Genomic DNA, 25,916 nt, shown 5'->3' on the forward strand with positions numbered 1-25,916 from the left:
GGCTCAAGCCACCGCACGCGGCGGATAGACCCGGGTAGGCACGAAAGGAATCAGGCAGATCAGGGCCACGGCGATACAGGCCAGCACCAGATAGAGGTCAGCTGAGGTCAATACCTGCGCCTGGTCGTGAATGCGCTTGGCCAGGCCGGCGGCGTTGCCGTCGACCAGCGGGGCGTTGCCCAGGCTGTCCACCAGGTGATTGGAATGGAAGTGCCGGCGCAGGGTGCCAAGAACATCCAGCAGGCCACCGGCGATGACGGCGGCCAGGCCCTTGACGGTGTTGAACCAGCTGGAGGCGAACGGGCCCTCCTGCGGGGTCATGCCATTGGTGGACAGCATCAGCAACGGCAGCACTGCCATCGGCTGGCCGAACACCTGCAGCAGGTAGAACGGGTAGAAGTCGCCACGGATCCACTCGCTGGTCAGCAGGCTGCTGCCAACACAGGACACCGCCAGCATCGCCAGGCCAATGCCCAGCACCCAGCGGCAGTCCACTGCGCGGATGTTGCACAGCGCCGCCGTCAGCGGCAGGGCGATCAGTTGCGGCATGGCCACCAGCATCATCAACGGGCTGGTCTGCGCTGGGCGGTAGCCCTGGATCTGCGCAAGGTAGGCCGACGGGATGCTGCCCACACCCGAGAGCACGATCAGCACACCGGCCAGGGTCACCAAGGCGAAACTCAAGTTGCGCCGCTGCAACAAGCGCAACTGGAAAAACGGCAACGGCTCGGACCACTCGTTGTACATGAACAACACCAGCAACAGCAGGCCACCGCCCAGCAGCCAGCAGATCAGCGGCGAGTCGAACCAACCCCAGCGGTCGCCCAGCGACAGGCCCAGCACAGTGCAACTGATGGCGGGCAGGCCCAGCAGTACGCCCCGCCAGTCGAACTGTTTGAAACGCTCCAGGCGCAGCGGGTCCTGCGGCAGCCCCCAGCCTACGCAGACCATGGCCAGCAGCGAGGGCAGGATGATCTGCCAGAATGCCCATTGCCAACCGACGTATTCGGTCCACAGCCCCGCCAGTGGCGTGCCGAGGTTGGGGCCGAAGGTGGCGGTCAGGGCGTAGCAGGCCAAGCCATAGACCTTGATACCTGGCGGCAAAAAGCGCAGGGCCACGCTCATCAACATCGGCGGCAACGCGCCAGCGGCAAAGCCCTGCAGTACACGCAGCAACATCAGGCTGTGCAGGTTGGGGGCGAACGGTTGCAGCAGGCCAAGCACGGCGAACAGACCAATAGCGCTCATGGTGAAGCGGCGCAGCGAGAAGGTCGTCGCCAGCCACGGCGCAAAGGCCATGGCCGAGACCGAAGCGGCGCTGTACACCGCCAGCAACCAGGCACCTTCGTCGGCACCGATGCCCAGGGCGCCGCGGATATCGGCCAGGGAAATCTTGGTTACCGACTCGTTGAGGCCGGCGCACAGCACAGCCAGCAATACACCGAACAACCCGACCACTACCTGCAGGCCGAACGCCGCCTGCACGGGCGCAGCCGGCGCGGGGGCGGCGGCAATGGCGGCAGACGGGGCGGACAGGGAACTCATGGGCAGACATCTCCGGCAACAAATTTGCGACCGGAGCAAGTCTAAAAAGGTCGAATGCTTACGAAAACTGACTTGTTGGCAGTTTTATATTGCGTCAAACGCAATCGGGCAACGGATGCGCACGTGCCGCCCGCCTCAAGGGTCCATCCTGCCGCACGCCTTCAACGTCTGCCGCAGCCAGCGATGGGCCGGGTCGTTATCGAACCGCGGGTGCCATGCCTGCATGACATTGACCTTTTCCAGTGGCACGGGGATCTCGAAGGACCTCAATGGCAGTTTCAGCCTGTTCACACTGTTCAGGATATTGGCGGGTATCGGCAAGATCAGGTCCGAGTCCGGCAGCGAAAACATCGCGGAGTGAAAACTCGTCGTGATCAGCGCTACCCGGCGCTCCACCTTGTAATTGGCCAGTGCCACGTCGATAGGCCCATTGGCACGGCCACGGCGTGACACGCTGATGTGCGGGTAGGCGGCGAAGCGTTCAGGGGTGATCTCGTCATCGAAAACCGGGTGCCCTTCACGCGCCAAGCCCACGAAGTAGGTGTTGAACAGGCTCTGAACCTTGATTTCGGGGCCCAGTTCAATGGCTGAACTGATGATCAAGTCGATTTGCCCATTGCGCAACACCGCATCATCGTCGCCGCTGCCCTCCGGCACGAAACGCAGCACCGTATGCGGTGCCTGGGCCAGCATCATGCGCAACAGCTGAGCGCCATACAGGGCGATGAACAGGTCATTGGTGCGGATGTTGAAGGCACGGTCCAGGTTCACCAGGTCGACATCGTCGCGACTGCGAAATACCTGCCCGGCCTGCTCCACCAGGCCATGCACCTGCTCGCGCAAGGCCAGCGCACGCGGCGTCGGCACCAGGCCACGGCCGGCGCGCACCAGGATCGGGTCACCCAGCGCTTCGCGGATACGCCCCAGGGTCCGGCTCATGGCGGCCGGGCTCAGGTTCATGCGTTGCGCCGCACCAACCACGCTGCCCTCGTCGAGCAAGGCATCGAGGGCGACAAGCAGGTTCATGTCCGGAAGTTGCATGGCCGTTTTCCGTTACAGCTGTGGGAAATGTGATGGTATCAGGTTGATGGATTGCACCGGACGCAATGCGCTTGTGCGTGGTGGGCCATTTATTCAGGGAAAGGATTGGGTCAAGAATGATGCATGGCAGGTTCGGCCCTTTCGCGGGTAAACCCGCGCCTGCGTTGGTCTACGCGAAGAGGCCGCCCCAGCCCCCCAAATACATCAAGGATCCCGCATGCCCAGCCCCGTCCTGATCGCCATCGACGCCTCCCCCGCATCTGCCGCCCTGCTTGCCCTCGCCCGCCGCTACTGCCGCCCGGGCGAGCACGAACTGCACGTGCTGCTGGCCATCGATTCGACCTTCGCGGTGCACGAGCAACCCGCGCCCTACACCGCCGAGGAACGGGAAGAATACCCCGCCGCCTGCGAGGAACAGCAGCATGCCGACCACGCCGTAGCCGAGGCCGTGCGCGAACTGCAGCAAGCCGGCTTCGCCAGCCAGGGCTGCATGGTGGCCGGGCTGCCAGTTGAAGCGATTGTCGCCAAGGCGCAGGCGCTGCGTTGCGAGCTGATCATCATGGGCCACCGTCACCTGACGCGGCTGGGGCGGTTGCTCGACCCGTCGATCAGCGCGAAGGTGATTGATCGGGTCGAAGTGCCGGTGTTGGTGGGGGCGGCGAGTGCCTGAGTTGCGCGAGGTGTCGCCAAGCGGATCGGGCAGCGCGCGGGGTGCGCTCGATCGGCCTGGCGACGTATACCTCAAGGCGAACTCGGCTTCACCACCACCGTACAGGTCGTCCCCGCCGCCAGCAAAAACCCTTCCGGCACTTCATCGATGTGAATGCGCACCGGCACCCGCTGTGCCAGCCGCACCCAGTTGAAGGTCGGATTCACGTCGGCGATCAGCTCGCGGCTCTGTGGGTTGTCACGGTCGTAGATGCCGCGGGCAATGCTCTCCACATGCCCCTTGAGGCGCTCGCCGCTCATCATCTGCAGTTCGGCCTGGTCACCCACCTTCACATGCGGCAGCTTGGTCTCCTCGAAGAAGCCGTAAACCCAGAACGAGTGCTCGTCGACCACCGCCATCACTGCTTCGCCGGTACGCGCATAGTCGCCCTTGTGGATATTCAGGTTGGTCACGTAGCCGTCCACCGTGGCCACGATGTGGGTGCGCTTGAGGTTCAGTTCGGCAGCAGCCAGTTCGGCCAGGGCCTGCTGGTAGTCAGCCTGGGCGGAATTGGCGATGTTGCTGGCGTCGTCGCGGTTTTCCTTGGAGATCACCAGGTTGTCCATGTCGGCACGGCGCTTGGCATTGACCTTGCGCATTTCCCAGGTGGCCTTGCGCGAGGCGACCAGCGCCTTGGCCTGGTCGACGGCCAACTGGTAGTGCTCAGGGTCGATCTGGATCAGCAGGTCGCCCTTCTTCACCCGCTGGTTGTCCTTGACCGGTACATCCACCACGTAGCCGGGCACGTCGGCAGCGACGTTGATGATGTCGGCACGCACACGGCCATCACGGGTCCATGGCGTGGTCATGTAGTGCAGCCACAACTGGCGACCGATGGCCACGGCAGCGACCAGCACCAGCAGGGTGGCGATCAGGCTGAAGAACTTTTTCATCGAAGGATTCTCACCAGTAGACAGACAGCGCCATGGCGCCGAACAAGCAGACGAACAGGCTCAGGCGCAGCAGCGCCGGGTGCCAGAAGAAGCGGTAGCCATCATGGCTGGCAATGAACCGGTCCAGGCCCCAGGCCAGGCCCAGGGCAAACAGGAACATCAAGGTCATGGTGGGCATGTACACGCCATGGAAGGCGATCTCACGGGGCATGGTGCAATCCTTTCGCCGGTGCCAGTGGCGACTGTGGGTCCAGCAGGGAAGTACGGATGAAGTGCAGGTAGCTTTGCACGCGGCGCAGCACCGAGGTGTCGAAGTGCCGGGCGAATGGCTCGTCGGTGGCCTGCACGCGGGCGATGGCGTGGTCCACTGCCACCAGTGCGCGCTCGTGGTTGCTGGCGCTGGGCTGCAGGAACAGCCGGGTCAGCGCACGGCCCATGACACGGATTGCCTGGCGCCAGGGCTGCGACTCGGCATAGGCCGGGTGCACCGGGGCGCGGGCTTGCTCCTTGCGCAGCTCGATGACGGCGTGGCCGATCTCCAGCACGGTGAACATCCAGCCCATCAGCTGGCTTTGCACCTGCGGCTTGCCGGCCGCCAGGCCATAGGCCTGGTGCAGCAGGTCGCGGGTGCGGCTTTCGAAGGCCGAGCCCAGCCCGCGCAGGCGGCCGCTGATGGCGAACAGCACCTGCTCGCGCAACGCCTGCTCCAGGCGGCTCCACAACCAGCGGCTGTTGGGCGGCAGGATGATCGCCCCGGCGGCGGCACAGACGAACATGCCGATCACCATGCCGATGTAGTCGTTGATGAAGGTGTACGGGTCATAAACGGTGAGGTTGTTCGGCACCGAGCCAATCGCGAAGAACACCAGCAGGCCGATACCATAACCGGCGTAGGCAGGGCGCGACGAAAGAAACGCGCCCAGCACGAACACAGGCGCCAGCACCATGCACAGCAGCGGGAAACCGTCGATCCAGGGGAACACGAAGAAGGTTTCGAAGAAGCCGACAAAAGCGCCGATGGCCGTGCCGCAAGCCATCTGGAACGACATGCGCTTGGGGTTGGGTGACGCTGCAGAAAGGCATACGGTGACCGTGGCGATCAGGGTCATCATGGCGCCACTGGGCCAATCGCTGAGCAGCCAGTAACTGCCCAGCAGCAACAGCACTGCCGAGGCGCGCACACCGGCCGCCAGCGATACCAACCAGCTGGTCTGCGCCACGTAGGGCTCGTCCCACTGCTCGCGCTCGTGCTTGTGCGCGGCCAGCGAGGCATGGGTTTCGGCGTAGCTCAACATCTCGTCGACGAAGCGGTACAGCAGCTCGAACGCGGTGTGGAAATCGAGCAGGTCGGATTCGCTGGGGTCCGTTGCCAGGTACTCAGCCCGCAGCCCCCGCACCTGGGCCTGCAGGCCTTCCTTGTAGGCGGCCAGCTCCAGGGTCAGGCGCAGCGCATCGGCGTCAGTCAACGCCCGGCCCACATAGGGCTGCAGCAACTCCACCAAGGTGTTCAGGCCCGGTTCGATGGCACTGACGATCTGCAGCGGGCCACGGGCACGCAGGCGCTCCAGCAAGCGGTGCAAGGCATTGAAGCGGGTGGTGATGGCCATGAACTCGCTGTTCATGCGCACCAGCCGGCCACTGCGACGGCGCATGTGCGGGTCTTCGAAAGCGGTGACGTTGCGCAGGCTCTCAAGGCCCACGGCCTCTGCCACGAAGCGCACGTTGCTGCTCTCGAAGCGGTCCTTTTGACTGTCGCCACGCAGGGCCTCGACCACCACCCCGGCAAACACGCCAAAGCGCTGGTACAGGGCGTTGCGCATTGCGGCACTGGCCGACTGCGGCAGGATCGCGGCACTGACGAAGGTCGACACCAGAATACCCAGGGCGATTTCCAGCGCCCGCCATACCGCTGCCATGAACGCCTGGTCGGGGTGTTGCAGCACCGGCAGGCCGATCATCGCTGCGGTGTAGCCAGCCAGCACGAAACCATAGGCGCGGAAGGTGCGGTAGCGCATGGCACCGGCTGAGCACAGGCCCACCCACAGGGCCAGGCTGGGCAGAAACAGCTCGGTGTTCTGCGGGAAGATGGCGATCAGCGCCACCATCATCGCCGAGCCGGCCAGGGTGCCCAGCACCCGATAGAAGCTCTTGGCGAACACATGCCCGCTTTGCGGCTGCATGACGATGAACACGGTGATCATGGCCGTGCGCGGTTGCGGCAGCTCCAGGCGCATGGCCAACCACAAGGTGATGAACGCGGCGGCCAGCACCTTGAAGATGTACACCCAGGTCACGCCGTCGGTGCGCGCCCAGGCAAAGAAGCCCCGGCGCCATTCCAGGCTTTGCAGCCAGCGCACGGGCAAACTGGAAGTGCTCATTCGGCGTTATCCGGCTTCTTGTCGAAAATGGCCAGGGTGGCCGGGGTCTTCGGTGCTGCCTGGCGTTCCTCTTTCGGCGCATCCTGACCGGCCTGCAGGCCACCACCCAGGGCGGTGACCAGCTCGGCATGGGCAATCAGGCGGGCGGCCTGCACCTGCTGCTGCACCTGCTGCTGGCGGAACAGCAAGGTCTGCGCGTTGAGTACGTTCAGGTAGTCGGTAAGGCCGCGCTGGAACGCGACCATGGCGATGTCGTAGGTTTTCTGCGCGGCAGCAACCGATTCGGCGGCGAAGTGCGACTGTTCTTTCATCGACTCGCGGCGGATCAACTGGTCGGAGATGTTCTTCAGTGCACCAACCACGGTCTGGTTGTAGCGGGCCACCGCCACGTCATACCCCGCCGAGGCCACGCCCAGTTCTGAGCGCAGGCGCCCACCGTCAAAGATCGGCAAGCTGATGGCCGGGCCGACGTTGTAGTTGAACTTGCGCCCGGTCAGGAATTCCAGCGGGCCACCGCCGGTGGCCATGAAGCCCAGGCTGCCGACCAGGTCGACGTTGGGGAAGAAGCCGGCGTGAGCGACGTCGATGCCACGCGCCTGGGCAGCCACCTGCCAGCGGCTGGCAACCACATCAGGCCGCTGGCCAACCAGTTCGGCGGGCAGGTTCGAAGGCAGTTTCAGCGGCGCGGCCAAGGCCAGGGCCGGGCGCTGCAACTGCGCGCCTTCCCCCGGGCCCTTGCCGGCCAGTGCGGCCAGCTGGTTGCGGGTCAGGGCAATTTCTTCGTCGAGGCTGTCGAGCTGACGGTGGGTTTCCGGCAGCGGCGCTTCGGCCTGGCTGACTTCGAAATGGGTGCCGATACCGGCATCCAGGCGACGCTTGGCCAGGGCCAGGATCTGCTCCTGCTGTTCCAGTTCGGCCTTGACGATATCGCGCTGGGCAAAATGCAGGCTCAGCTGGATGTAGGCACGCACCACATTGTTCTGCAGTTCCAGCTGCGCCTGACGGGCTTCGGCCACGCTCATGTGCGCCTGGTCCACGGCCTGCTCGCTGGCATTGCGCTCGCGCCCCCACAGGTCAAGGGCGTAGCTGAAACCGATGGCGGCGTTGTTGTCCCAGGTGTTGGCACCCGACAATGCGCCGGGGCCATAAAACTGGTCTTCAGGCCAGTTGTGGCGCTTGAGCGTTGCCTGGCCGTTGGCCTGGAGCTTTTCCGCCGACTCGACCACACCGGCCATGGCCTTGGCTTCGCGCACCCGCGCCGCGGCCATGGCCAGGCTTGGGCTACCGGCCACGGCCAGGGTAACCCAGCGGTCCAGCTGTGGGTCACCATAGGCGTGCCACCACTGCTGGTCGGGCCAGTGAGCGTCGGTCGCGGCTTCGCGAATGGCCGCGTCGGTGGTCAAGGTATTGGCTTGCAGCGTCTTGCTTTGCGGGGCAATGCCCCAGGTTCCGATACAGCCGCTCAAGGTGAGGGCAAGGGCACAGGCACTGAACGCCTTGAGCGTTCTGATGATGCGACGCGGCACAGCTGCGATTTCCCGAGGAAGAGGTGAAGGGGCCGGGCAATTCTAGGGGGCAGCAGCACTGGCGATAAGCACAGATTCCTGCGAATCTTTGTTACCAAAACAGCGATAATCCGCCTTTGGTCGAAGGCAACTTTTTCTCTTTTCTAAGTTACTTCGTGACACAATTTTGTCCTCTACCTCGAGAGTGACCCATGGACACCCTGCAAAACATGCGTGCTTTCAGTTGCGTAGCCCAACTCGGCAGCTTCACTGCCGCTGCGGCGCAACTGGATACGACCACCGCGAACGTGTCGCGGGCGGTCTCCAATCTGGAAGCCCATCTGCAAACAAGGCTGCTCAACCGTACCACCCGCCGCATTGCGCTGACCGAAGCCGGCAAGCGCTACCTGATGCGTTGCGAACAGATTCTTACCTACGTCGAAGAAGCCGAGGCCGAAGCCAGCGACGCCCATGCGCGCCCGGCCGGGCAGTTGAAGGTGCATTCGATGACTGGGGTCGGCCAGCACTTCGTGGTCGATGCCATCGCCCGCTACCGCGAAACGCACCCGGACGTGACCTTCGATTTGACCATGGCCAACCGCGTGCCCGATCTGCTCGACGAGGGTTATGACGTCTCCATCGTGCTGGCCACCGAACTGCCCGACTCAGGGTTCGTTTCGCAGCGCCTGGGCATCACCTACAGCATTGTCTGTGCCTCGCCCGCCTACATCGCCCAGCATGGCGTGGCGCACAAGCCTGCCGACCTGCTCAAGCACGCCTGCCTGCGCATGGTCAGCCCGGTCATACCGCTGGAGAAATGGCTGTTCGATGGCCCGGAAGGCCAAGAGATGGTCAACATCACCAGTTCGCCGTTCATGGTGAATACCGCCGATGCCATGAAGACTGCGATCCGCAGTGGCATGGGCGTAGGCGTGCTGCCGATCTATTCGGCTATCGAGGGCCTGCGGGACGGAAGCCTGGTACGGGTGCTGCCCGAATATCGCCTGCAGGAGCTGAACCTGTATGCCATCTATCCATCGCGGCAGTATCTGGATGCCAAGATCAAGACCTGGGTCGAGTACCTGCGCAACTCGCTGCCAGAGATTCTTGCCGCGCATGAGGCAGACCTGAAAACCCACCAGGTGCTGATCGCCAACTAAAAAGCTGCTGCATTGCGGGGGCTGACAATGGTAGGTTGCTAATCATTGATTTCGCCTGTTCCGCCCCTTTCGCGGGCAAGCCCGTTCCTGCAAGGCACCGCGCCCCTGTAGGCGCGGGCTTGCCCGCGAAGAGGCCGGCACAGCCCCACCCCGCCTAGCAGAGAAGTTGCCCGATGAAAAAGACCGTCCTGGCCTTCAGCCGTATCACCCCGGCCATGGCCGAGCGCCTGCAGCAAGACTTCAACGTGATTCTGCCCAACCCCAAGCTCGGCGACATCAACGCCCAGTTCAACGAAGCCCTGCCTGAAGCCCATGGTCTGATCGGCGTTGGCCGCAAGCTCGGCAGGGCGCAGCTTGAAGGCGCGGCCAGGCTGGAGGTGGTGTCCAGCGTGTCGGTCGGCTATGACAACTACGACCTCGACTACTTCAACGAGCGCGGCATCGCCCTGACCAACACCCCCGACGTGCTGACCGAAAGCACCGCCGACCTGGGCTTCTCGCTGATCATGGGCTGCGCCCGGCGCACCGCCGAGCTGGATGCCTGGACCAAGGCCGGCAACTGGCAGGCTACCGTGGGCCCGGCCCACTTCGGCAGTGATGTACATGGCAAGACCCTGGGTATCGTCGGCATGGGCAACATTGGTGCAGCAGTGGCACGCCGTGGCCGCTTCGGCTTCAACATGCCGATCCTGTACAGCGGCAACAGCCGCAAGACTGCGCTGGAGCAGGAGCTGGGCGCGCAGTTCCGCAGCCTGGATCAGTTGCTGGCCGAAGCCGACTTCGTGGTGATCGTGGTGCCGCTGTCTGATGCCACCCGCAAGCTGATTAGCAGCCGCGAGCTGAAGCTGATGAAGCCGAGTGCGTTCCTGATCAACATTGCCCGTGGGCCGGTGGTGGATGAGGCGGCGCTGATCGAGGCGCTGCAGGCGGGCACCATTCGCGGCGCAGGCCTGGATGTGTACGAGAAAGAGCCGCTGAGCGACTCGCCGCTGTTCAAGCTACCCAATGCGCTGACCCTGCCGCACATTGGTTCGGCTACTGCCGAAACCCGTGAGGCCATGGCCAACCGGGCGATCGACAACCTGCGTGCGGCGCTGCTGGGCGAGCGGCCGCGGGACCTGGTGAACCCGCAGGTGTGGAAGGGTTGACCGTTTTGGAGTGCCTGGGCCGGCCTCTTCGCGGGTAAACCCGTGCCTACAAAGGGTGTGCACTGCCCTGTAGGAGCGGGTTTACCCGCGAAAGGGCCGGCCCAGGCAACCCATCACCTATTTGGCTACCACAACACCCCCAGCCACCCTGGCCCGGGGCTTGCGAAACACCAGCACATTCCCCGCCATCACCGCCACCAAGCCGAGCAAGGCCGGCGCCGTCCATTGGTAACCCTCAGCCACCGCCGACACATTCAACGCCACCAACGGGAACAGTACCGTGCAGTAAGCTGCCCGCTCCGGGCCCATGCGCCCGACCAACGTCAGGTAGGCAGTGAAGGCAATCACCGACCCCGGCACCACCAGGTACAGCAGCGAACCGATATAGCGCGCATTCCACTCCATGCTGAACGGCACGCCGCTGACCACACAGAACACCGCCAGCATCACCGCCCCATAGACCATGCCCCAGGCATTGGTGGTCATCGGCTTGAGGCCGGCCTTCTGCTGCATGCTCGACAGCAGGTTGCCGGCCGAGAAGCACAGCGTGCCGAACAGGGCTAAACCAAGGCCGTACAGGGTTTCGCGGCTGGCTGCGTGATGCGACAGCTCCGGCCAGAACAGCAGGCCCAGGCCAAGCAAGCCCAAGGCACCACCGCCAAGCACATTGCTGGCGATTTTCTGGCCGAAGAAAAGGCGAGCGTTAAGCGCGTTCCACAGTGTCGCGGTGGAGAACACCACCGCGATCAGGCCGCTGGCGATCCACTGGCTGGCGCTGAGGAAGCAGATGAAGTTGACGCAGAACAGGCACAGGCCCTGGGCCAGGCAAATCTGGTGGCCACGGCGGTTCATGGGTTGCAGCCGGCGCGTAAGCAACAGGAAAGCAAACAGGATCAGCCCGGCCAGGGCGAAGCGGTAGACGATCGACACCGGGATCGCGACCACGCCCAACTGGAGTTTCAGGGCGATCCAGGTGGTGCCCCAGATCAGGACGGTGAGCAGGTAGAGTGACAGGTTCATGGTGGCGGTTCCTTGGGCCTTTGGAAATCGGTGCCCGGCGCTTCGCGGGTAAACCCGCTCCTTCAGGGATCACCAGTGTTCTTTCGATCGGCCTCTGTCTGCTTGCACGAACTTGCGCTTTTCTTGCGCCGGTAGCTGTCACTCGATCCAGGGCGCAGTAGGATGGCAGGCAAGAGGACCCGCCAATGACGCCACTCACCCAGTTGCAAGTGTTCAACGCCATGCATGCCTCGCCCAACGCCAGGCTGGAGCTGAGCGCGCACCTGGGCGACGGACTGGCGGCGGCGTTGTGGAGCAACCGTGACGATGCGCGCGACTACCAGGCCCCTAGCCATCACACCCTGTCGTGCTACATCGCCGACGGCACCGGCACCTTCCGCCGCCAGCGCCCGGCCGACAAAGGCGCCCCCGACAAGCTGTGCGTGATGCCGGCCGGGCAGGAATCGAACTGGGTCGTCAATGGCGCGATCCGCCTGGCACACCTGTATGTCAGCGAGGCGCAGTTCGCCCTGGGCTGTGTACGCCTGCTCGACCGGGAACCGCGCGAGTTGCAACTGCAGGAAGCGACCTTTCTGGACGACCCGCAGCAGGCTGCCCGCTTTCGTCAATTGATCCAGCTGGACTGGGACGAGCCCGGCGAGCGCCTGCTGGCCAGCAGCCTGGCGCACGAGATCGTTGACCATGCGCTGCTCAGCCAGGTCGGGTTGCGCCAAGGCCTGCGCCTGAAAGGCGGGCTGGCGCCAAACCTGCGCCGACAGCTGGTCGACTACCTCGAGGCACACCTGGACCAGCCCATCACCCTGGAAGAGCTGGCGCTGCGCTGCAATTTGTCCGAATACCACTTTGCGCGCATGTTCCGCGCCAGTTTCGGGCTCCCGCCGCACCAGTATCTGCTGGCCCGGCGGCTGCACCGGGCGTGCCAGTTGTTGCGGCTGGGAGTAATGCCGCTGGGGGAGATTGCCTTGTTGTGCGGGTTTGCCAGTGCCAGCCATTTCAGCAACCGGTTTCGCCAAGCCCTGGGGGCCACACCTGGCGAATACCGCAAGGCCTTTTTCATCTGAAACCGGGGCCGCTCTGCGGCCCCATTTGCCTAGAACTCGAAGGTGCTCGACAAACTGACCTGCCGCGCATCGCCAATCGCCACAAAGTACTGGTTCACCGCCGAGCTGTAATACACCTTGTCGAACAGGTTCTTCACGTTCAGTTGCAGACGCACGTTGTGTTCGTCGAGTTTGGTTTCATAAGTGGCAAACGCATCGGCAACGGTATAGCTCGGCAGGTCGAAGGTATTGGTCGCGTTACCCGAACGCTCGCCCACATAACGGGCGCCGGCACCGAAGCGCAGCCGGTCACCCCCGAACAGGCTGCCAAAGTCATACACCGCCGACAGCGAGCCGCTGTGCCGGGCCACGTTCTGCAGGCGATTGCCCTCAAGATCAGGGTCCTTGGTGACCTTGGCATCGGTCAGTGCATAGCTGCCGATCAGGCTCCAGCGCTCGCTGATCTGGCCGGTCACGTCGAGTTCCACTCCGCGTGAACTGACCTCACCCGCATTGCTGTAGACCGTCTCGCTTGTGACGGCGTCAAAGTTCGAGACCAGTACATTGCGCTTGGTGATATCGAACAATGCCAGGGTGCCTGTGATGCGGCCTGGCATGTCGAGCTTGGCGCCCAGCTCCCACGCCTTGCCCTCCTCAGGTGCCACCGAGGAATCGAGCACGACATTGCCGGTCAGCGGCGCGATGGTCGAGTTGGGCTTGAACGACTCGCTGTAGCTGCCATAAAACGAGAGCTGGTCGTCGACTTTGTAAACGATACCGGCGTGGGGCACCCAAGCCTGGCCACTGATGTCGGTATTGGCCTTGAACGGGCGACCGCGGCCAGCGTACTGGTCGTACTGCTGGAAACGCGCACCTGCTACAAGGATCCAGTGCTCATCGAGGTGCAGCGCGTCCTGCACGAACAGCGCATCGGTGCGCAGCTTGTCGGTCTGGTCGCTGTCGCTGGCTCGCACGTTGGTGCCCTCCACTTCCTGTCCGTAGACCGGGTCCAGATAACTGAACGTGGACTGTGGTGTCTGGCGAATCAGGTCACCGCGAAAGATCTTGCGGTCTTCATGGTCGATGCCGAACAGCAGGTCATGCTGCATCCCCGCCAGCTCGACATTGCCATTGAGGCTCAGGGTCACGAACTGGTCACGGCTCATGGCGTTGTGGGTGCCGTCGATGCTGCGTGTCAGCGTGCCTTGGGTTTCGTTGACGCCGGTCACACGAACCTGGCTGGCATCGTAGGTCTCACGATTGAAGCTGTAGCCGAAGTGCAGCTTCCAGTCATCGGCCAGCTGATGGTCGACTTCCAGGCGATACAGGTCGGAGCGCCCTTCCATGTCGTTGAACGGCTCGTCCAGGCGGCGCGTGGCAGGGATGTTCAGCGGGTGGCCGTTGTTGCCGAACGCGGTGCCACGGTCGAAGGGATAGAGAAACTCACGGTGCTCGTAGGCCAGCACCACCTGGGTGTCTTCGCCCAGCCAAGCCAGCGACGGTGCCACCAGCGATTCGCGGTGCACACCGTAGTTGCGCCAGTAGTCCTCGTCTTCGTGGTCGACGACCAGGCGGTAGGCGAAGTTGCTGTCACCCAGTGCGCCCGTGCTGTCGAGCCCGCCACCGCTGCCGTTCTTGCCGCTGCCATAGGTCGAGCCGCGCACCGACAGGGCGTTGTACTGCTGCAACTGCGGACGCTTGCTGACCACGTTGATGACCCCACCCGGGTCCTGGATACCGTACAGCAACGAGGCAGGCCCCTTGAGCACTTCAACCCGCTCGGTGCTGGCGTTGAGGTTGCGACCCTGCACCACGGGCATGCCATCGCGCATGATCGAGCCGTCGCGGTTGTCGCCAAAGCCACGTTTCATCACCGTGTCGGACGTGCCGCCGAAGTTGTTGCCCTGGGTAATGCCGCTGACGTTGGCCAGGGCATCATCGAGGTTGCGCGGGGCCTGGTCGCGGATGACCTGGGCCGGTACCACGTTGATTGCCTGGGGGATGTCCTGGTTCGGGCCCTGCCCGCGCATGATCGAAGCGCTGGCCGGGGGCTGGTAGCTGTAGTCGTCCAGTTGCGAGGTCACGGTGGTGGCCTGCAGGTTGAGGGCACCGGAGGTGTCTGCAGGTTCGAGGGTCAGGGTACGTGCGTCGACGCGGCGCCAGGCCAGCCCAGCGTTGCCCAGCAGTTGTTGCAGCGCCTGCTCGGCGCTGAACCGACCCTTCAGCGCTGGCGCTTGCACGCCCGGCAGCTCGAGGGTGTAGACCACGCTCTGGCCAGTGGTGCGGCTGAAGGCGTTCAGGGCCTGGGCCAAGGGTTGGGCCGGCTGGGCGAAGGCATAGGCCTGCAGCTGCTCGGCCGCGGTTGCCAGGGGGGCCACAGCGAAGGCCGGGAGCGCAGCAAGGCCGAACCAGAGAGGGACGCAACGCGGGGAGAACTTCATGGACGCTGACCTGTGAGGGGGTGATTATTGCGAATCAATCGCACTTTCACTCATTACACGGATGCCACGTGCTGTTACCTCACCTGTGCCTGGAAATATTTTTTGCTGTGCCGGCCTCTTCGCGGGTAAACCCGCTCCTACGGGGGGGTTACCCGTGAAGAGGCTGGCACAGGCAACTACCGAATCAGGGTCAAACGCCCCAACACGGTCTGCCGTGAAAAACCCATCACCTTGCCCAGCGAATCCAGCGCCAGCAGCGGCTCGGCCACCGGGAAGCTGCCGCTGACCTTGCGCTGCCCCAGGTCACCATCGAGCAACAGGATACGCCCCGGGTAATATCGCCCAAGGTCTTCGATCACCTGCGCCAGCGGCACCTGGTAATAGTTCAGCCACCCCTGGCGCCAGGCCAGGCGGTTGTCACTGTCCACCGCCAGGGTGTCGCCTACCCTGCCTGCGCGGTAGGTCAGCTGCTGGTTGGCAGTCAGTTCTCGCGCCACAGTGCCCTGCGCGGGGCTGACGCCCACACGCCCACTGCGCACCGTCACCTGGGCACCCTCGCCTTGCTCACGCACCTCGAACTGGGTGCCAAGTACCCGCACTTCGCCGCCGGCAGCTTCCACCAGGAACGGCTCACCGGTATGGGTAACCTCGAAGAACGCCGCGCCATGCAGCAACCGCACACGGCGCTCACCCTGGGCGAAATCGACCGCAATGGCGCTACCGGCATCAAGCGTCACCTGTGACTGGTCGGCCAAGGTCACCTGGCGAATCTGCCCGGCACTGCGGTAGTCCGCCTGCAGGTCCTGCAACCAGTACCCCGGGTGCCAACCACCAGCGACGCCCACGGCCAGCACCAGGCAGGCTGCCAACGCCAGGCCTGCCACCCGCCGCCAGCCGCCACGCGCCGGTGGTCTGGCCATGGCATCGAGGTAGCGCTGCAGGGCGTCCTGCTCTTCGTCCGCCAGCCGCGCCGCCGGGGCGGCGCTTTTCTGCCAAAGCACCTGGGCCTGGTCGTAGGCTGCGCGGTGTGCGGGGTCGGCCAGCAACCAGCGCTTGAATGCCGCCCCTTCGGCTTGCCCGGGTTGCTCGTTGATCCGGTTGAACCATTGCAGGGCAGCCTGAAACTGCGCTTCGGTGATCGGCGGTAAACGGCTCATCGACGGGCGCTCCCTGGCCGGCGTGGGGTGGACGCGGGCTCGGCAACACTCGCCTTGCACGCTTCGAGGGCGCGCATCATATGCTTTTCCACGGCGCTCTGTGACAGCTGCATGGCTTTGGCGATCTCGCTGTACTTGCAGCCGTGAATGCGGTTGAGCAGGAAGATCTGCCGGGTGCGCTCGGGCAAGGCACGCAAGGTGGCCTCGATACGCTGCAAGTCGTGGTCGACCTCCACGGCCTGCTCAGGGGCCTGGGCCAGGCTCGCCTCGCTCACCGGCACAGCGGCTTCGGCCACGCGTTCGCGGCTACTTTCGCTGCGCAGGTGGTCTATGGCCAGGTTGCCCGCGCAACGCAGCAGGTAAGTGTCCAGCGCCTCGACCTTGACCTCGGGGCGACGCCAGAAACGCAGGAACAACTCCTGGACCAGGTCCGAAGCGGTGGCGCGGCAGCCGACCCGACGGCTTACCAACGCCTCCATACGCGCACGCTGGGCCTGGAACACCTGGACGAAACGTGCACGTGCGCCTGCGCTGTCAGCGTCAGGTTCGATGATATCCCTCGGCTCGCTCACAGGGATCACGCAGCAGATACGGCCAGCATGGGGCCCAGCACCACGCTGACGGCAGCCAGGCCCAGCAGCAGACGAGGCTGGTACGGCAGGCCGAACACCCACAGTGTTACCCCGGCCATCATCACTGCGGTCCACTCCACCAGGCCGAGGGCCCAGCCACGCAGGTACACGCTGAGCACCAGCGACAGCATCAGCAGCAGCCAACCTGCAACACGTAACAGGAGCAAGTGCCTGGGGCTTGGCTTGCGCCCGAGCAAGTCGCTGAAGTGCTTTTCCATCGCCAGGCACAGGGCAACGAAGCCCGCAAAGGCAATCAGTGCGTTACCCAGCATCAGCTCACCTCCACCGTTTCAATGCTCGACTTTTTTGTCGCACGCGCCGCGCGCTTGGCTACGGGGGTTGGGCTGGCCAGCATCTTGTGGGCCAGCCAGGCCAGAAACAGGCCAGTCCCCAAGGCTGTCAGATCGAAGCCGGCCATGGCCCAGTCACCCTCCAGTACCGAATGGTTCAAGCCCCGGTCAGTCGTCAGGCCATTGAGCAACGGCAGCAGCGCGAAGGCCAGCGCGCCTAGCACCAGTTGCTCGCCCCAGGCCTTGCGCCCGCTACGCAGCACGGCGTGCACCAGCGACAGGCCCCAGGCGATGAAGAAAGCATTGACCTCCCAGTCGGCCCGGCCTTCGACAGCCATGGGCACCAGGCGGTTGGCCCAGAAGAAGCTCGCCACCGCCAGCAACAAGCCACTCATGCTGGCCATATTGAGCACTTCGACCAGGCGCAGCTCCCCTGGCACAGCTCCGCTCTTGGCGTGCTTGAGCTGGCGCTTGCCCAACCACATCACCAACCCGGTACCAATCACCGCCGTACCGGCCACACCAAAGAAGAAATACAGCCAGCGCAGCCAAGGCCCGGCAAAGTTACCCATGTGCAGGCCGGCGAAACTGAAGGCGGTCATCATTAAACCGCTCTCCGGCTTGCCCTGGCTCAACAGCGCACCACTGGCCCCATCGAATGTCCAGTTGGCGCTACGCCGATAAGCTACGTGGTCGGCTGCCGATTGGGTGAAGGTGACGCGGGCATTGCTGTCGCCCGGGTTTTGCACCTGGATGCTGCCAACACGCGCCCCCGGCTGCAGCGCCTGCACCTTGGCGTACAGGCTCGGCAACGCTACCAGCGGCGTGGCCACTTGGGCCGCCTTGGCCGCATCGTTGCGGCCAAACAGGTCATTGAAGTACTTGTCGGTGTCATTGCCGTAGCTGGCCATGATGCCCGCCGGCATCACCATGTACATGAACAGCACCAGGCTGCTGTAGCTGATCATCAGGTGGAACGGCAGCACCAGCACGCCGATGGCATTGTGCCCGTCCAGCCAGGAACGCTGCCCCTTGCCAGGGCGGAAGGTGAAGAACTCCTTGAAGATCTTCTTGTGGGTAATGATGCCGGTGACCAACCCCAGCAGCATGATGAAAGCGCAGAACGTCGAGAGCCAACGGCCAACCGGGTAAGGCATCTGAAGCTGGAAGTGGAAGCGGTAGAAGAACTCACCACCGCGGCTGTCACGTGCGTCCACCGGCTGGCCGGTCTGGGTATCGAGGGTTTTCCTGACAAAGCCACGCGGGCCGCCACTGGGGTCGCGGTAGCCCACACTCAAGGCGGCCTCCCGTTCGTTCGGCATGCGAATGAACCAGGTACTCGAATGCCCTGCATTGTCCTGCAGGTAACGTTGAGCTACCGCCAGGCTATTGATCGGGTCCAGGGCATGGCTGCGCACTTCAGGCTGCGACCAATGAGTGATTTCTTCCTTGAAGTACGACAGCGTGCCGGTAAGGAAGATGGCGAACAACAGCCAGCCGAAGATCAGGCCGGTCCAGGTGTGCAGCCAGGCCATGGCCTGGCGGAAGCCTTCTTTCATGCGTTTTTCATCCAGTAGGCAACGCCGCTGATCACGCCCAGCAGCAGGCTTGGCGCCAATACGCCCAACCAGGCACGCCAGGCGCTGCGGCAGGCGAAACACCAGATGAACGCCAGCAGGTAGAAGACGAACGACAGCAGCAGGCCGGTGAGCGTGGCATCGACCTTGGGCAGTGGCGCCAGCAAGGCAATACAGACGCTCGCGAGGGACGCCAGCAGATAGCCGCCCAGCAGCGCGGCCAGGCTACGGGATGTCACGGCCAGGCGATAGCTGAGCGGGAGGCCGGCGGTTTTGCGCGTCATGGCGAGGTCCGGGCGTTCTTGGGGCTGCAATAATAATGATTTCAATTCTCATAAGCAAAGCCCAGCCCCCGCTACCCATTTGGCCGTACGAGCCACGCGTCACGGTAAGCCCATTTGCAACAAGAAATTTATTTTCAAAAAGGGCTTGAATTCATTCCGCAGTTGCCTGACCTTAGAGTCAAGAGGCGCAGAAATTCCAAGGGTCTCAAGGGCCTAGGCGCGTCTCCATGCGAGCAAGCTGAATAAGGATTGAATCATGCAAATCCAGGTCAACAGCAGCAACGATTTCGACGGTAACGCCCGGCTCGACCAGTGGGTCCGCAGCACACTGCAGAACTCGCTGGAACGTTACGAAGAAGACCTCACCCGCATCGAGGTTCACCTGCGCGACGAGAACGGCGTCAAGCCCGGACCGCATGACAAACGCTGCCAGATGGAGGCTCGCCCGAAAGGCCACCAACCGATTTCCGTGACCCACACCGCCAGTTCGCTGGACCAGGCAGTCGACGGTGCCGCCACCAAGCTCAATCACGCGCTGGAGCACTTCTACGGCAAGCTGCGCAGCAAGCGCGGCGTCTTGGAACTGAGTGACCCGGACGCCTGATCGGCAATGCAAAACGCCCGGCCTTGAGCCGGGCGTTTTCGTTTGTGCCGATCAATGGCGCTGAACCAACGTGCGAACGTCCCGGTCAACCTCTGCATTCACTCACCGCAGAAGCAAGACCATGAACAACCCATTCGAACGAATCAGTGCTGCATTCGCCCCCGAATACCGGGTGAACCTGAGCATTGCAAACCTCGACGGCAGCATCATGCTGACCCTGTCCGACGACGCCGGCGTGGTCGCCAAGCGCCTCATCACCCCGGCCCAACGCAACGACCCGGTGCGCCTGCAACGGGTGATCGACAGCATCCGCCTGGGCCTTGCGATCGAACTCAGCCAGAACCCCCTGCAAGTGCTGGCCGCGCTGACCCGTGACGCCCGCCACGAGCCGCGCCATTTCATTGCCAACTGAGGGCTACTTGCCCTCCTCCACTGCCTTGCCGTTGGCGTCCAGCACCTTGGTCGAGGGGTAGCGGTACGAAGCGTAGCGCACCACCAGGATCGAGAACGCCAGCAGCAGGATGCCGCCGCACAGGTACAACAGCCCTTCATCGGGTGCCTTGTGGTGCGAAACATCGCCGATCAGCAGGCGAGTGAGCGCGGTGATTGCCACGTACAGCAGGAAGCGGATCGGCATGTGGTTGGTCTTGAAGTAGATCCCCACCATCGCCCCCAGCTCCAGGTAGATGAACAACAGCAGGATGTCATCGACACTGATCCCGCCCTTGCCCAGCATGTCCAGGAACGTCACCACCGCCGCGTAGGCGGTGATCGCGCCAATGCCGAACAGCGCCAGGTAATGGAACGCCTCGACGCACAGGTTGCCCAGCGAGTCGGCCGAGCCGTGCAGGCCCTTGCGCAGTTTTTCTGCCCATTTGATGTTCACGATGTTCCATTCCCCGATACGTCTTAAGGATGATGCGTCGCTGATGTGACGCTTGTGCCATGCAGTTAAAGGGCCAAGCCCCTGTCTTGGAAGGCGACCGATTGCCGCAAGACACCTTGAGGCGTGGCGCATTGCAAAAAAGCACGCCGTGCTTGGGGAAAAATCAGATTTAACCCCTTCCTTGTAGGGCATTTCCCAAAGATACTCCCTGCCATTGTGGCGTTCGGGCATGCGCACTAGTCTGGGGTCGTCGCTGCCAATCAGCGACCGGCTTTGACAGGCCGCCCTGAACTAACCACATGGCTTTGCCTTTATGGCAGCTGTCATGGGGCACCTCGTGTGCGCCGGCTTTTGGTTCTGTTCACCGGTCTGTCAACCCATGTACAGCTGCCGCCTCATTGTTTGACAGCAGGAGGTGGTGGCCCCAACTTTGAACAGGCCTTCACCATGCTGAAAGTAGTTCCCGATCCACCCCATAACCCCCATTCCCTCGAAGACACCCTGATCCAGGCCACCGACTACGCGTTGTGCGCAGCCACCGTGGTGCATCAGGCGTTGCTGCTTCAGCCCAAGTCACCGGTTTCGATCCTGATGATGACCTCGATGCATGAGCTGGAGGCGCTGCGGGCTCTGCTTGAGTCGGCACTGGTTCAGGTGCAGATGCACGCTGAGCCCAGGACTTCGCACTAAGGCTGGTTAATGTGCCGGGAGGGCCGGCCTCTTCGCGGGCTCGCCCGTGAAACGGGCGGCCAGGCACTCGAGAAACTTCAGGGGATTGAACAATGACAACAGAAGACACCCAATTCACCGTCGGCAAGACCACTTTCTATCAAGGCGAAAACAGCACCCATCCACTGTTCCGCATCGAGCCCGGCATCCCCTGCAGGGACGCCCGCGAGCAGTCGTCGGAATTGATGGGCTATGTGCGTGAATTGACCATCACTGGCCTGATGGAGGAGAAGCCCATGATGATATGGGCCGCCCATTATCTGAGTGCCATGGCCAAGGCGCTGATGGATGATGCCGAGTTGGGCATGAAGCAATGAGGATTTCGCTTCAGGTTGGATGAAGGCCTCTATGTGTTTGCCGCAGCAGTTTCAGCGCCTGTGAGATCGAGCCCCGCCCGCGCGGCGCACCATTGTAGGAGCGGGTTTACCCGCGAATAAGCCGGACCTGCCGGCCAATATCTCCCGGTCATTCACCGTCGCAGCCGCCACCGCATTCGCGGGCAAGCCCGCTCCTACATCTGTTTGGCCAATTGTTCCTGGCAAAGGTGCGCGCGCAGCGCTCGGTCTGTGCCACGCTACAATTTCTGCTTGCGAACCAACCAGCATTGCCATTACTGTATATAGATACAGTAAACCGCAACACAACCAGCAAAAAGGCATAGAGGTGATGAATGGCCGTCGAAGTGGTGTACCGCAGCAGCCGCGACCCGGAGCGCTTGTTCATGGATAAGGCCGAAGCAGACCGTCACGACAAAATGCTCGAACTGGCCGAGCGCCTGGCCGAAGTGCTGCACAAGGCGGTGCCGTCGCTGACCGAGCAGCAGGTCGAGGAAGCCGGTATCTACATGGCGAAGAACCGCGATGTGTTCGCTCGGGCGTTCAAAAGCCAGCCGGATGCGTTGGCCGAATTGCTTGAGGGTACTGCTGCCGAGTGATATCGCCCGAGGTGTGCGGGTTTACCGGCGAAGTGGGCAACAACGCCATCAGCAACCTTCAGCCATACAACAACCGCTCCGCCAACATCTGCGCCACCCTTGCCGGCGAACGCTTCTCCGCCTGCGCATGGCCAAACACTTCGGTCAGCCGTGAAGGAATCCGCGCCAGGTGCGCAGTAATGGTGCCTTGGTCTTCGCCACGGTGGGTGAGTGCCACATAGATCAGCCCACCGGCATTGATCACGTAGTCAGGTGCATACAATATGCCGCGCGACTCCAGCTGGTCTGCCACCTGCAAGGTCGTCAGCTGGTTGTTGGCCGCCCCCGCCACTGCCGCACAACGCAGTTGCATCACGCTCTGCCCGTTCAGTACCGGGCCCACGCCGCAGGGTGCAAAGATATCGCAAGGGGTACTGATCAACGCATCGTTGGTCACCGGTTTGGCATCGAACTGCTCCATCGCCAGCCGCACCCGCCCCGGGTCCAGGTCGCTGACCAGCAGCTCCGCGCCCACCGCATGCAATTGCTCCGCCAGTGCATAACCGACATTGCCCAACCCCTGCACCGCTACCCGCAAGCCTCTCAGGTCATCGCTGCCCAGCCGGAACGAGGTTGTGGCACGTATGCCCGCGAACACTCCCATCGCCGCATGTGGCGATGGGTCGCCCGACGCAGTGGTGCTGGTCACGTAGGGCGTGCTGTGGGCAATGCAGTCCATGTCCAAGGTCGAGGTGCCACTGTCCACGGCGATGATGAAGCGCCCATGCAAGGTATCGATGAAGCGGCCAAAGGCCTCGAACAGCGCGGCGCGGTTTTCCACATGCGGGTTGCGCATGATCACCGCTTTGCCCCCCCCCATCGGTAAGCCGGCCAGTGCTGCCTTGTAGCTCATGCCCTGGGCCAGGCGAATCGCGTCGGTCATGGCGCTTTCGTCATCGGCGTAAGGCAGGTAGCGGCACCCCCCCATGGCCGGGCCCAAATGCTCACTGTGGATTGCCACAACGGCTTTCAGGCCCGTAGGCGGGTCATTGAACAGGTGCAGTGACTGGGTACGGGTGCTTTGCATCAGCGCGAACATCGACCGGCTCCCCTACGAGGTGCTCCTTCCAGTATAGGCACGGCCTCAGCCTTGACGCCGCCGCCGGACCACTGGACGAAACCACGCGCCACGGCTAATACTCAAACGTGTGTGGAGATGCCCCATGAAGCCACGTCAAGCCTGCCTGGCCTGCCTGGAACGCGAGCCTGTCGACCTGCTGGAAGCCGCATTGTGGATTGCTGCCGAGCACGACCCGGGTGTCGAGCCCGCGGCCAGCCTTGCTGCGCTGCACGACCTGCAGCGCGAGATAAGCGCCAACCTGCCGATGCTTCCACTATGCGAACTGGCCCAGCCACTGCTGCGCCAGCTCAATGCGCTGGGCTTTCAGCAGGATGAATATCACCCCTTGCGCCCCCATGCGGCGATGATGGACAAGGTACTGCAGCGCCGCCGCGGCCAACCACTGACCCTGGCCATCCTCGCGTTGGAACTGGCCAGGCGCCTGTCCATACCGCTGGAGGGTGTGGGCTTCCCTGGCCATTTCCTGCTGCGCGTGCCGGGTGCCGACCACCTGCTCGATCCCTGCGGCGGCCGGCGCCTGTACCCCAGCGACTGCCGCGAATTGCTGGCGCGCCAGTTCGGCCCGCACCTGGCGCTGACCGCCGAGCACCTGCGCAGCGCCAGCCCGCTGCAGATGCTGCAACGCCTGTCACGCAACCTGCGCCAACTGCACATCAGTAACGACAACCACCTGGCGGCGTTGATCGACGCAGAGCGCATCATGCAGTTGGGCCCGGTGCAGGTGAGCGACTACATGACCCGCGCCTCGCTCTACCATCATCTGGATTGCCCACAGGCCGAGCGCTTCGACCTGGAGCATGCGTTACTGCTGACGGAAGACCCGGTCCAGCGCCTGAAGCTGTCCGAGCGAATCGGCAAGCTTCCGGCGACGAACCGTTCACTTCACTGAGCCGGGCTGTCCGGCTGCTGGGCGGGGTGGGCCTTGGCGAACGCCGGGTGCGCGGCCGCCAGTGCGGCAACCCGCAGGATGCGCGGGAAGCTGTCGAGGTCGATGTTGAAGCGTTCGGCCGCGTACAACTGCGGGATCAGGTACACATCCGCCAGCCCTGGCGTGTCGCCAAAGCAGAAACCGTGATCGCCAATCAGTTGCTCCACTGCCGCGAGCCCTTGGCTGATCCAGTGGCCGATCCACTGGTTGACCTGCCCCTCATCCTGACCGGCCTGGCGCAGCCGGTTGAGCACACTGACGTTGTGCAGCGGATGAATGTCGCAACCAATGATGGCCGCCACCCCACGTACCTTGGCCCGTGCCTCGGCGGTGGCTGGCAGCAACGCAGGCTGTGGATAAACCTCTTCCAGGTACTCGATGATCGCCGGCGACTGCACCAGCACCTCACCACCGTCGGTGCGCAAGGCCGGTACGCGGCCCTGCGGGTTGACGGCTACATAGCCCTCGCCGCGCTGCTCACCCTGCAGCAGGTTGACCGGCAGGGACTGGTAAGCCAGCCCCTTCAGTGCAAGGGCAATGCGCACCCGGTAGGACGAGGTGGAACGGTAATAGGTGTACAGCTCCATACCCCTGCCTCCTCAGTTGGCTGCGATGACCGTGCCGCGGCATTCACCGAAACCGATGCTGGCTACGCCGTCACGTGTGCAGCGGGCACGCAGGATGATTTCGTCGCCGTCTTCGAGGAATTTGCGCACCTCGCCGCTGGCCAGCTCGACCGGCAGTTTGCCGCCTTCGGTGATCTCCAGCAGGCTACCGAACGATCCCGGCGTGGCGCCCGACAGCGTGCCCGAACCGAACAGGTCACCCGGCTGCAGCTGGCAGCCGTTGACGCTGTGATGCGCCACCAGTTGCGCCACGGTCCAGTACATGCTGCGGGTGTTGCTCAGGGTCAGGCGGTGCGGGGCAATGCCCTGCTCACGCATGCGCTCAGTCAGCAACAGCACTTCGAGTTCGATATCAAATGCACCACTGGCCTGGTCGCGCTTGTCCAGCAGGTACGACAGCGGCTGCGGGTCACCTTCGGGGCGTGCCGGCTGAGCACAGCGGAACGGCTCCAACGCTTCGGCGGTGACCACCCAAGGCGAAATGGTGGTGATGAAGCTCTTGGACAAGAACGGCCCCAGTGGCTGGTATTCCCAAGCCTGGATATCGCGCGCCGACCAATCGTTGAGCAGGCACAGGCCGGCTACGTGCTCGGCGGCATCGCCTACTTGAATTGCCTGGCCCATGTCATTGCCCTGGCCAATCCAGATACCCAGTTCCAGTTCGTAGTCCAGACGAGCGCAAGGGCCGAAGCTCGGCTCGGTATGCCCGGCCGGCAGGGTTTGGCCCTTGGGCCGGCGCACGTCGGTGCCGGACGGCCGGATGGTGGAGGCGCGGCCGTGATAACCGATCGGCACGTACTTGTAGTTGGGCAGCAGTGGGTTGTCGGGGCGGAACAGTTTGCCCACATTCTTCGCATGCTCGATGCCTACGTAGAAATCGGTGTAGTCACCGATCTGCGCCGGCACGTGCAGCTGGCAGTCACTGGCCGGGAACAACGCCGGCTTCAAGGCCGCCTGGTGTTCGCTGTGCTCATCGAGCAGCACCTGCAAACGCTCGCGCAGGGCTACGCGGGCATTGCGGCCCAAAGCGAAGAAGGCGTTCAAAGCCCCGCCGCGGGTGGCTTCAACGGCGGCCTTGGCCGCCCCGTCGAACAGGCCGGCGGCCAGCACCGCCTCCAGGTCGAGGATCGCGTCGCCGATCGCCACGCCACAGCGCCTGGCTTCACCCGGCCGGCTGAAGATGCCCAAGGGCAGGTTCTGCAGCGGGAAGTCGCTGTGCCCGTTGGCGTGCTCGACCCAACTACGGGCATTGGCAGTGTGGTTCATGGG

General features: G+C 63.5%; 27 protein-coding genes. 10 read left to right on the top strand and 17 right to left on the bottom strand.

Annotated elements, in window-relative coordinates; genetic code table 11:
• Positions 1 to 3 precede the first annotated feature (3 nt).
• The gene (locus LMH93_RS22750) at positions 4 to 1,545 is read right to left on the bottom strand and encodes an MFS transporter (protein WP_003251730.1); all 1,542 of its coding nucleotides are present in this window, start codon (positions 1,543 to 1,545) and stop codon (positions 4 to 6) included.
• 135 nt (positions 1,546 to 1,680) lie between these two features.
• Entirely contained in the window at positions 1,681 to 2,586 is a 906-nt protein-coding gene (locus tag LMH93_RS22755) for a LysR family transcriptional regulator (protein WP_003251728.1), read from the bottom strand.
• A gap of 217 nt (positions 2,587 to 2,803) precedes the next feature.
• Here LMH93_RS22755 and LMH93_RS22760 point away from each other — a divergent pair, with 217 nt between their 5' ends.
• Complete coding sequence (locus tag LMH93_RS22760; RefSeq protein ID WP_230064605.1) at positions 2,804 to 3,256, top strand: universal stress protein; 453 nt, start codon at positions 2,804 to 2,806, stop codon at positions 3,254 to 3,256.
• Positions 3,257 to 3,327: 71 nt separating this feature from the next.
• Here LMH93_RS22760 and LMH93_RS22765 read toward each other — a convergent pair whose 3' ends face one another.
• The 4 genes from LMH93_RS22765 to LMH93_RS22780 are packed head-to-tail and all read right to left on the bottom strand — an operon-like array spanning position 3,328 to position 8,092.
• A complete protein-coding gene (locus LMH93_RS22765; protein WP_004575355.1) occupies positions 3,328 to 4,188 on the bottom strand; it encodes an efflux RND transporter periplasmic adaptor subunit in 861 nt (286 codons plus the stop codon).
• A gap of 10 nt (positions 4,189 to 4,198) precedes the next feature.
• Positions 4,199 to 4,399 carry a DUF1656 domain-containing protein gene (locus LMH93_RS22770; protein ID WP_003251718.1) on the bottom strand — a complete coding sequence of 67 codons (201 nt, stop codon included), beginning with the start codon at positions 4,397 to 4,399 and terminating at the stop codon, positions 4,199 to 4,201.
• Positions 4,389 to 6,566: an FUSC family protein gene (locus LMH93_RS22775; RefSeq protein ID WP_003251716.1), complete on the bottom strand. Its 2,178-nt coding sequence runs from the start codon at positions 6,564 to 6,566 to the stop codon at positions 4,389 to 4,391. The genes LMH93_RS22770 and LMH93_RS22775 overlap by 11 nt, the downstream gene beginning before the upstream one ends.
• Positions 6,563 to 8,092 (bottom strand): efflux transporter outer membrane subunit, encoded by a 1,530-nt coding sequence (locus tag LMH93_RS22780; RefSeq protein WP_014859913.1) that lies wholly within the window; start codon positions 8,090 to 8,092, stop codon positions 6,563 to 6,565. Before LMH93_RS22780 ends, LMH93_RS22775 begins: the two co-directional genes overlap by 4 nt.
• Positions 8,093 to 8,283: 191 nt before the next feature.
• Here LMH93_RS22780 and LMH93_RS22785 point away from each other — a divergent pair, with 191 nt between their 5' ends.
• The gene (locus LMH93_RS22785) at positions 8,284 to 9,231 is read left to right on the top strand and encodes a LysR family transcriptional regulator (protein ID WP_003251712.1); all 948 of its coding nucleotides are present in this window, start codon (positions 8,284 to 8,286) and stop codon (positions 9,229 to 9,231) included.
• Positions 9,232 to 9,404: 173 nt separating this feature from the next.
• Entirely contained in the window at positions 9,405 to 10,379 is a 975-nt protein-coding gene (locus tag LMH93_RS22790) for a 2-hydroxyacid dehydrogenase (protein WP_003251708.1), read from the top strand.
• 117 nt (positions 10,380 to 10,496) lie between these two features.
• Here the strand turns inward: LMH93_RS22790 and LMH93_RS22795 are convergent, their stop codons facing one another.
• Positions 10,497 to 11,399, bottom strand: coding sequence for a DMT family transporter (locus LMH93_RS22795; protein ID WP_012053685.1), 903 nt, complete (start codon positions 11,397 to 11,399; stop codon positions 10,497 to 10,499).
• 185 nt (positions 11,400 to 11,584) lie between these two features.
• On the opposite strand from LMH93_RS22795, the gene LMH93_RS22800 reads away from it, so the two are divergent.
• Positions 11,585 to 12,460, top strand: a complete 876-nt coding sequence (locus LMH93_RS22800; protein ID WP_088513314.1) for a helix-turn-helix domain-containing protein — start codon at positions 11,585 to 11,587, stop codon at positions 12,458 to 12,460.
• 29 nt (positions 12,461 to 12,489) lie between these two features.
• On the opposite strand, the gene LMH93_RS22805 is transcribed toward LMH93_RS22800, so the two are convergent.
• The 6 genes from LMH93_RS22805 to LMH93_RS22830 all read right to left on the bottom strand — a co-directional run bounded on the left by LMH93_RS22805 (position 12,490) and on the right by LMH93_RS22830 (position 18,820).
• On the bottom strand, positions 12,490 to 14,880 hold the full coding sequence (locus tag LMH93_RS22805) for a TonB-dependent siderophore receptor (RefSeq protein WP_230064606.1): 2,391 nt from the start codon (positions 14,878 to 14,880) through the stop codon (positions 12,490 to 12,492).
• 176 nt (positions 14,881 to 15,056) lie between these two features.
• Positions 15,057 to 16,037 (bottom strand): FecR family protein, encoded by a 981-nt coding sequence (locus LMH93_RS22810; protein ID WP_230064608.1) that lies wholly within the window; start codon positions 16,035 to 16,037, stop codon positions 15,057 to 15,059.
• A complete protein-coding gene (locus tag LMH93_RS22815; RefSeq protein WP_014859905.1) occupies positions 16,034 to 16,609 on the bottom strand; it encodes an RNA polymerase sigma factor in 576 nt (191 codons plus the stop codon). The genes LMH93_RS22810 and LMH93_RS22815 overlap by 4 nt, the downstream gene beginning before the upstream one ends.
• Positions 16,610 to 16,614: 5 nt before the next feature.
• Positions 16,615 to 16,941 carry a DUF3325 domain-containing protein gene (locus LMH93_RS22820; protein ID WP_004575362.1) on the bottom strand — a complete coding sequence of 109 codons (327 nt, stop codon included), beginning with the start codon at positions 16,939 to 16,941 and terminating at the stop codon, positions 16,615 to 16,617.
• Positions 16,941 to 18,518 (bottom strand): PepSY-associated TM helix domain-containing protein, encoded by a 1,578-nt coding sequence (locus tag LMH93_RS22825; protein ID WP_102886052.1) that lies wholly within the window; start codon positions 18,516 to 18,518, stop codon positions 16,941 to 16,943. The genes LMH93_RS22820 and LMH93_RS22825 overlap by 1 nt, the downstream gene beginning before the upstream one ends.
• Positions 18,515 to 18,820 carry a DUF3649 domain-containing protein gene (locus LMH93_RS22830; protein ID WP_003251691.1) on the bottom strand — a complete coding sequence of 102 codons (306 nt, stop codon included), beginning with the start codon at positions 18,818 to 18,820 and terminating at the stop codon, positions 18,515 to 18,517. Before LMH93_RS22830 ends, LMH93_RS22825 begins: the two co-directional genes overlap by 4 nt.
• Positions 18,821 to 19,076: 256 nt before the next feature.
• Between LMH93_RS22830 and LMH93_RS22835 the strand changes: the two genes are divergently transcribed.
• Together LMH93_RS22835 and LMH93_RS22840 are read left to right on the top strand one after the other, a co-directional pair.
• A complete protein-coding gene (locus tag LMH93_RS22835; protein WP_003251689.1) occupies positions 19,077 to 19,424 on the top strand; it encodes an HPF/RaiA family ribosome-associated protein in 348 nt (115 codons plus the stop codon).
• Between the two features lie 121 nt (positions 19,425 to 19,545).
• Positions 19,546 to 19,836 (top strand): DUF3509 domain-containing protein, encoded by a 291-nt coding sequence (locus LMH93_RS22840; protein ID WP_003251688.1) that lies wholly within the window; start codon positions 19,546 to 19,548, stop codon positions 19,834 to 19,836.
• A 3-nt stretch (positions 19,837 to 19,839) separates the two neighbouring features.
• Here the strand turns inward: LMH93_RS22840 and LMH93_RS22845 are convergent, their stop codons facing one another.
• Complete coding sequence (locus LMH93_RS22845) at positions 19,840 to 20,310, bottom strand: phosphate-starvation-inducible protein PsiE (protein ID WP_003251685.1); 471 nt, start codon at positions 20,308 to 20,310, stop codon at positions 19,840 to 19,842.
• A 447-nt stretch (positions 20,311 to 20,757) separates the two neighbouring features.
• Here LMH93_RS22845 and LMH93_RS22850 point away from each other — a divergent pair, with 447 nt between their 5' ends.
• From LMH93_RS22850 to LMH93_RS22860, 3 genes are all read left to right on the top strand, one after another.
• Positions 20,758 to 21,000, top strand: a complete 243-nt coding sequence (locus LMH93_RS22850; protein ID WP_003251683.1) for a hypothetical protein — start codon at positions 20,758 to 20,760, stop codon at positions 20,998 to 21,000.
• Positions 21,001 to 21,092: 92 nt separating this feature from the next.
• Positions 21,093 to 21,356, top strand: a complete 264-nt coding sequence (locus tag LMH93_RS22855) for a DUF3077 domain-containing protein (RefSeq protein ID WP_003251681.1) — start codon at positions 21,093 to 21,095, stop codon at positions 21,354 to 21,356.
• Between the two features lie 353 nt (positions 21,357 to 21,709).
• Positions 21,710 to 21,973, top strand: coding sequence for a YebG family protein (locus LMH93_RS22860; protein WP_003251679.1), 264 nt, complete (start codon positions 21,710 to 21,712; stop codon positions 21,971 to 21,973).
• Positions 21,974 to 22,031: 58 nt separating this feature from the next.
• On the opposite strand, the gene LMH93_RS22865 is transcribed toward LMH93_RS22860, so the two are convergent.
• Entirely contained in the window at positions 22,032 to 23,051 is a 1,020-nt protein-coding gene (locus LMH93_RS22865) for a Leu/Phe/Val dehydrogenase (protein WP_003251677.1), read from the bottom strand.
• Between the two features lie 124 nt (positions 23,052 to 23,175).
• Between LMH93_RS22865 and LMH93_RS22870 the strand changes: the two genes are divergently transcribed.
• Positions 23,176 to 23,982 (top strand): SirB1 family protein, encoded by an 807-nt coding sequence (locus tag LMH93_RS22870; RefSeq protein ID WP_004575364.1) that lies wholly within the window; start codon positions 23,176 to 23,178, stop codon positions 23,980 to 23,982.
• Here the strand turns inward: LMH93_RS22870 and maiA are convergent.
• Together maiA and fahA are read right to left on the bottom strand one after the other, a co-directional pair.
• On the bottom strand, positions 23,976 to 24,608 hold the full coding sequence (gene maiA / locus LMH93_RS22875; protein WP_003251674.1) for a maleylacetoacetate isomerase: 633 nt from the start codon (positions 24,606 to 24,608) through the stop codon (positions 23,976 to 23,978). The two genes, LMH93_RS22870 and maiA, sit on opposite strands and share 7 nt — an antisense overlap.
• 12 nt (positions 24,609 to 24,620) lie before the next feature.
• Positions 24,621 to 25,913, bottom strand: coding sequence for a fumarylacetoacetase (fahA, locus tag LMH93_RS22880; protein WP_230064609.1), 1,293 nt, complete (start codon positions 25,911 to 25,913; stop codon positions 24,621 to 24,623).
• Positions 25,914 to 25,916 lie beyond the last annotated feature (3 nt).

This window comes from Pseudomonas sp. CIP-10 (genome assembly GCF_020911845.1).
Lineage (GTDB): Bacteria > Pseudomonadota > Gammaproteobacteria > Pseudomonadales > Pseudomonadaceae > Aquipseudomonas > Aquipseudomonas alloputida.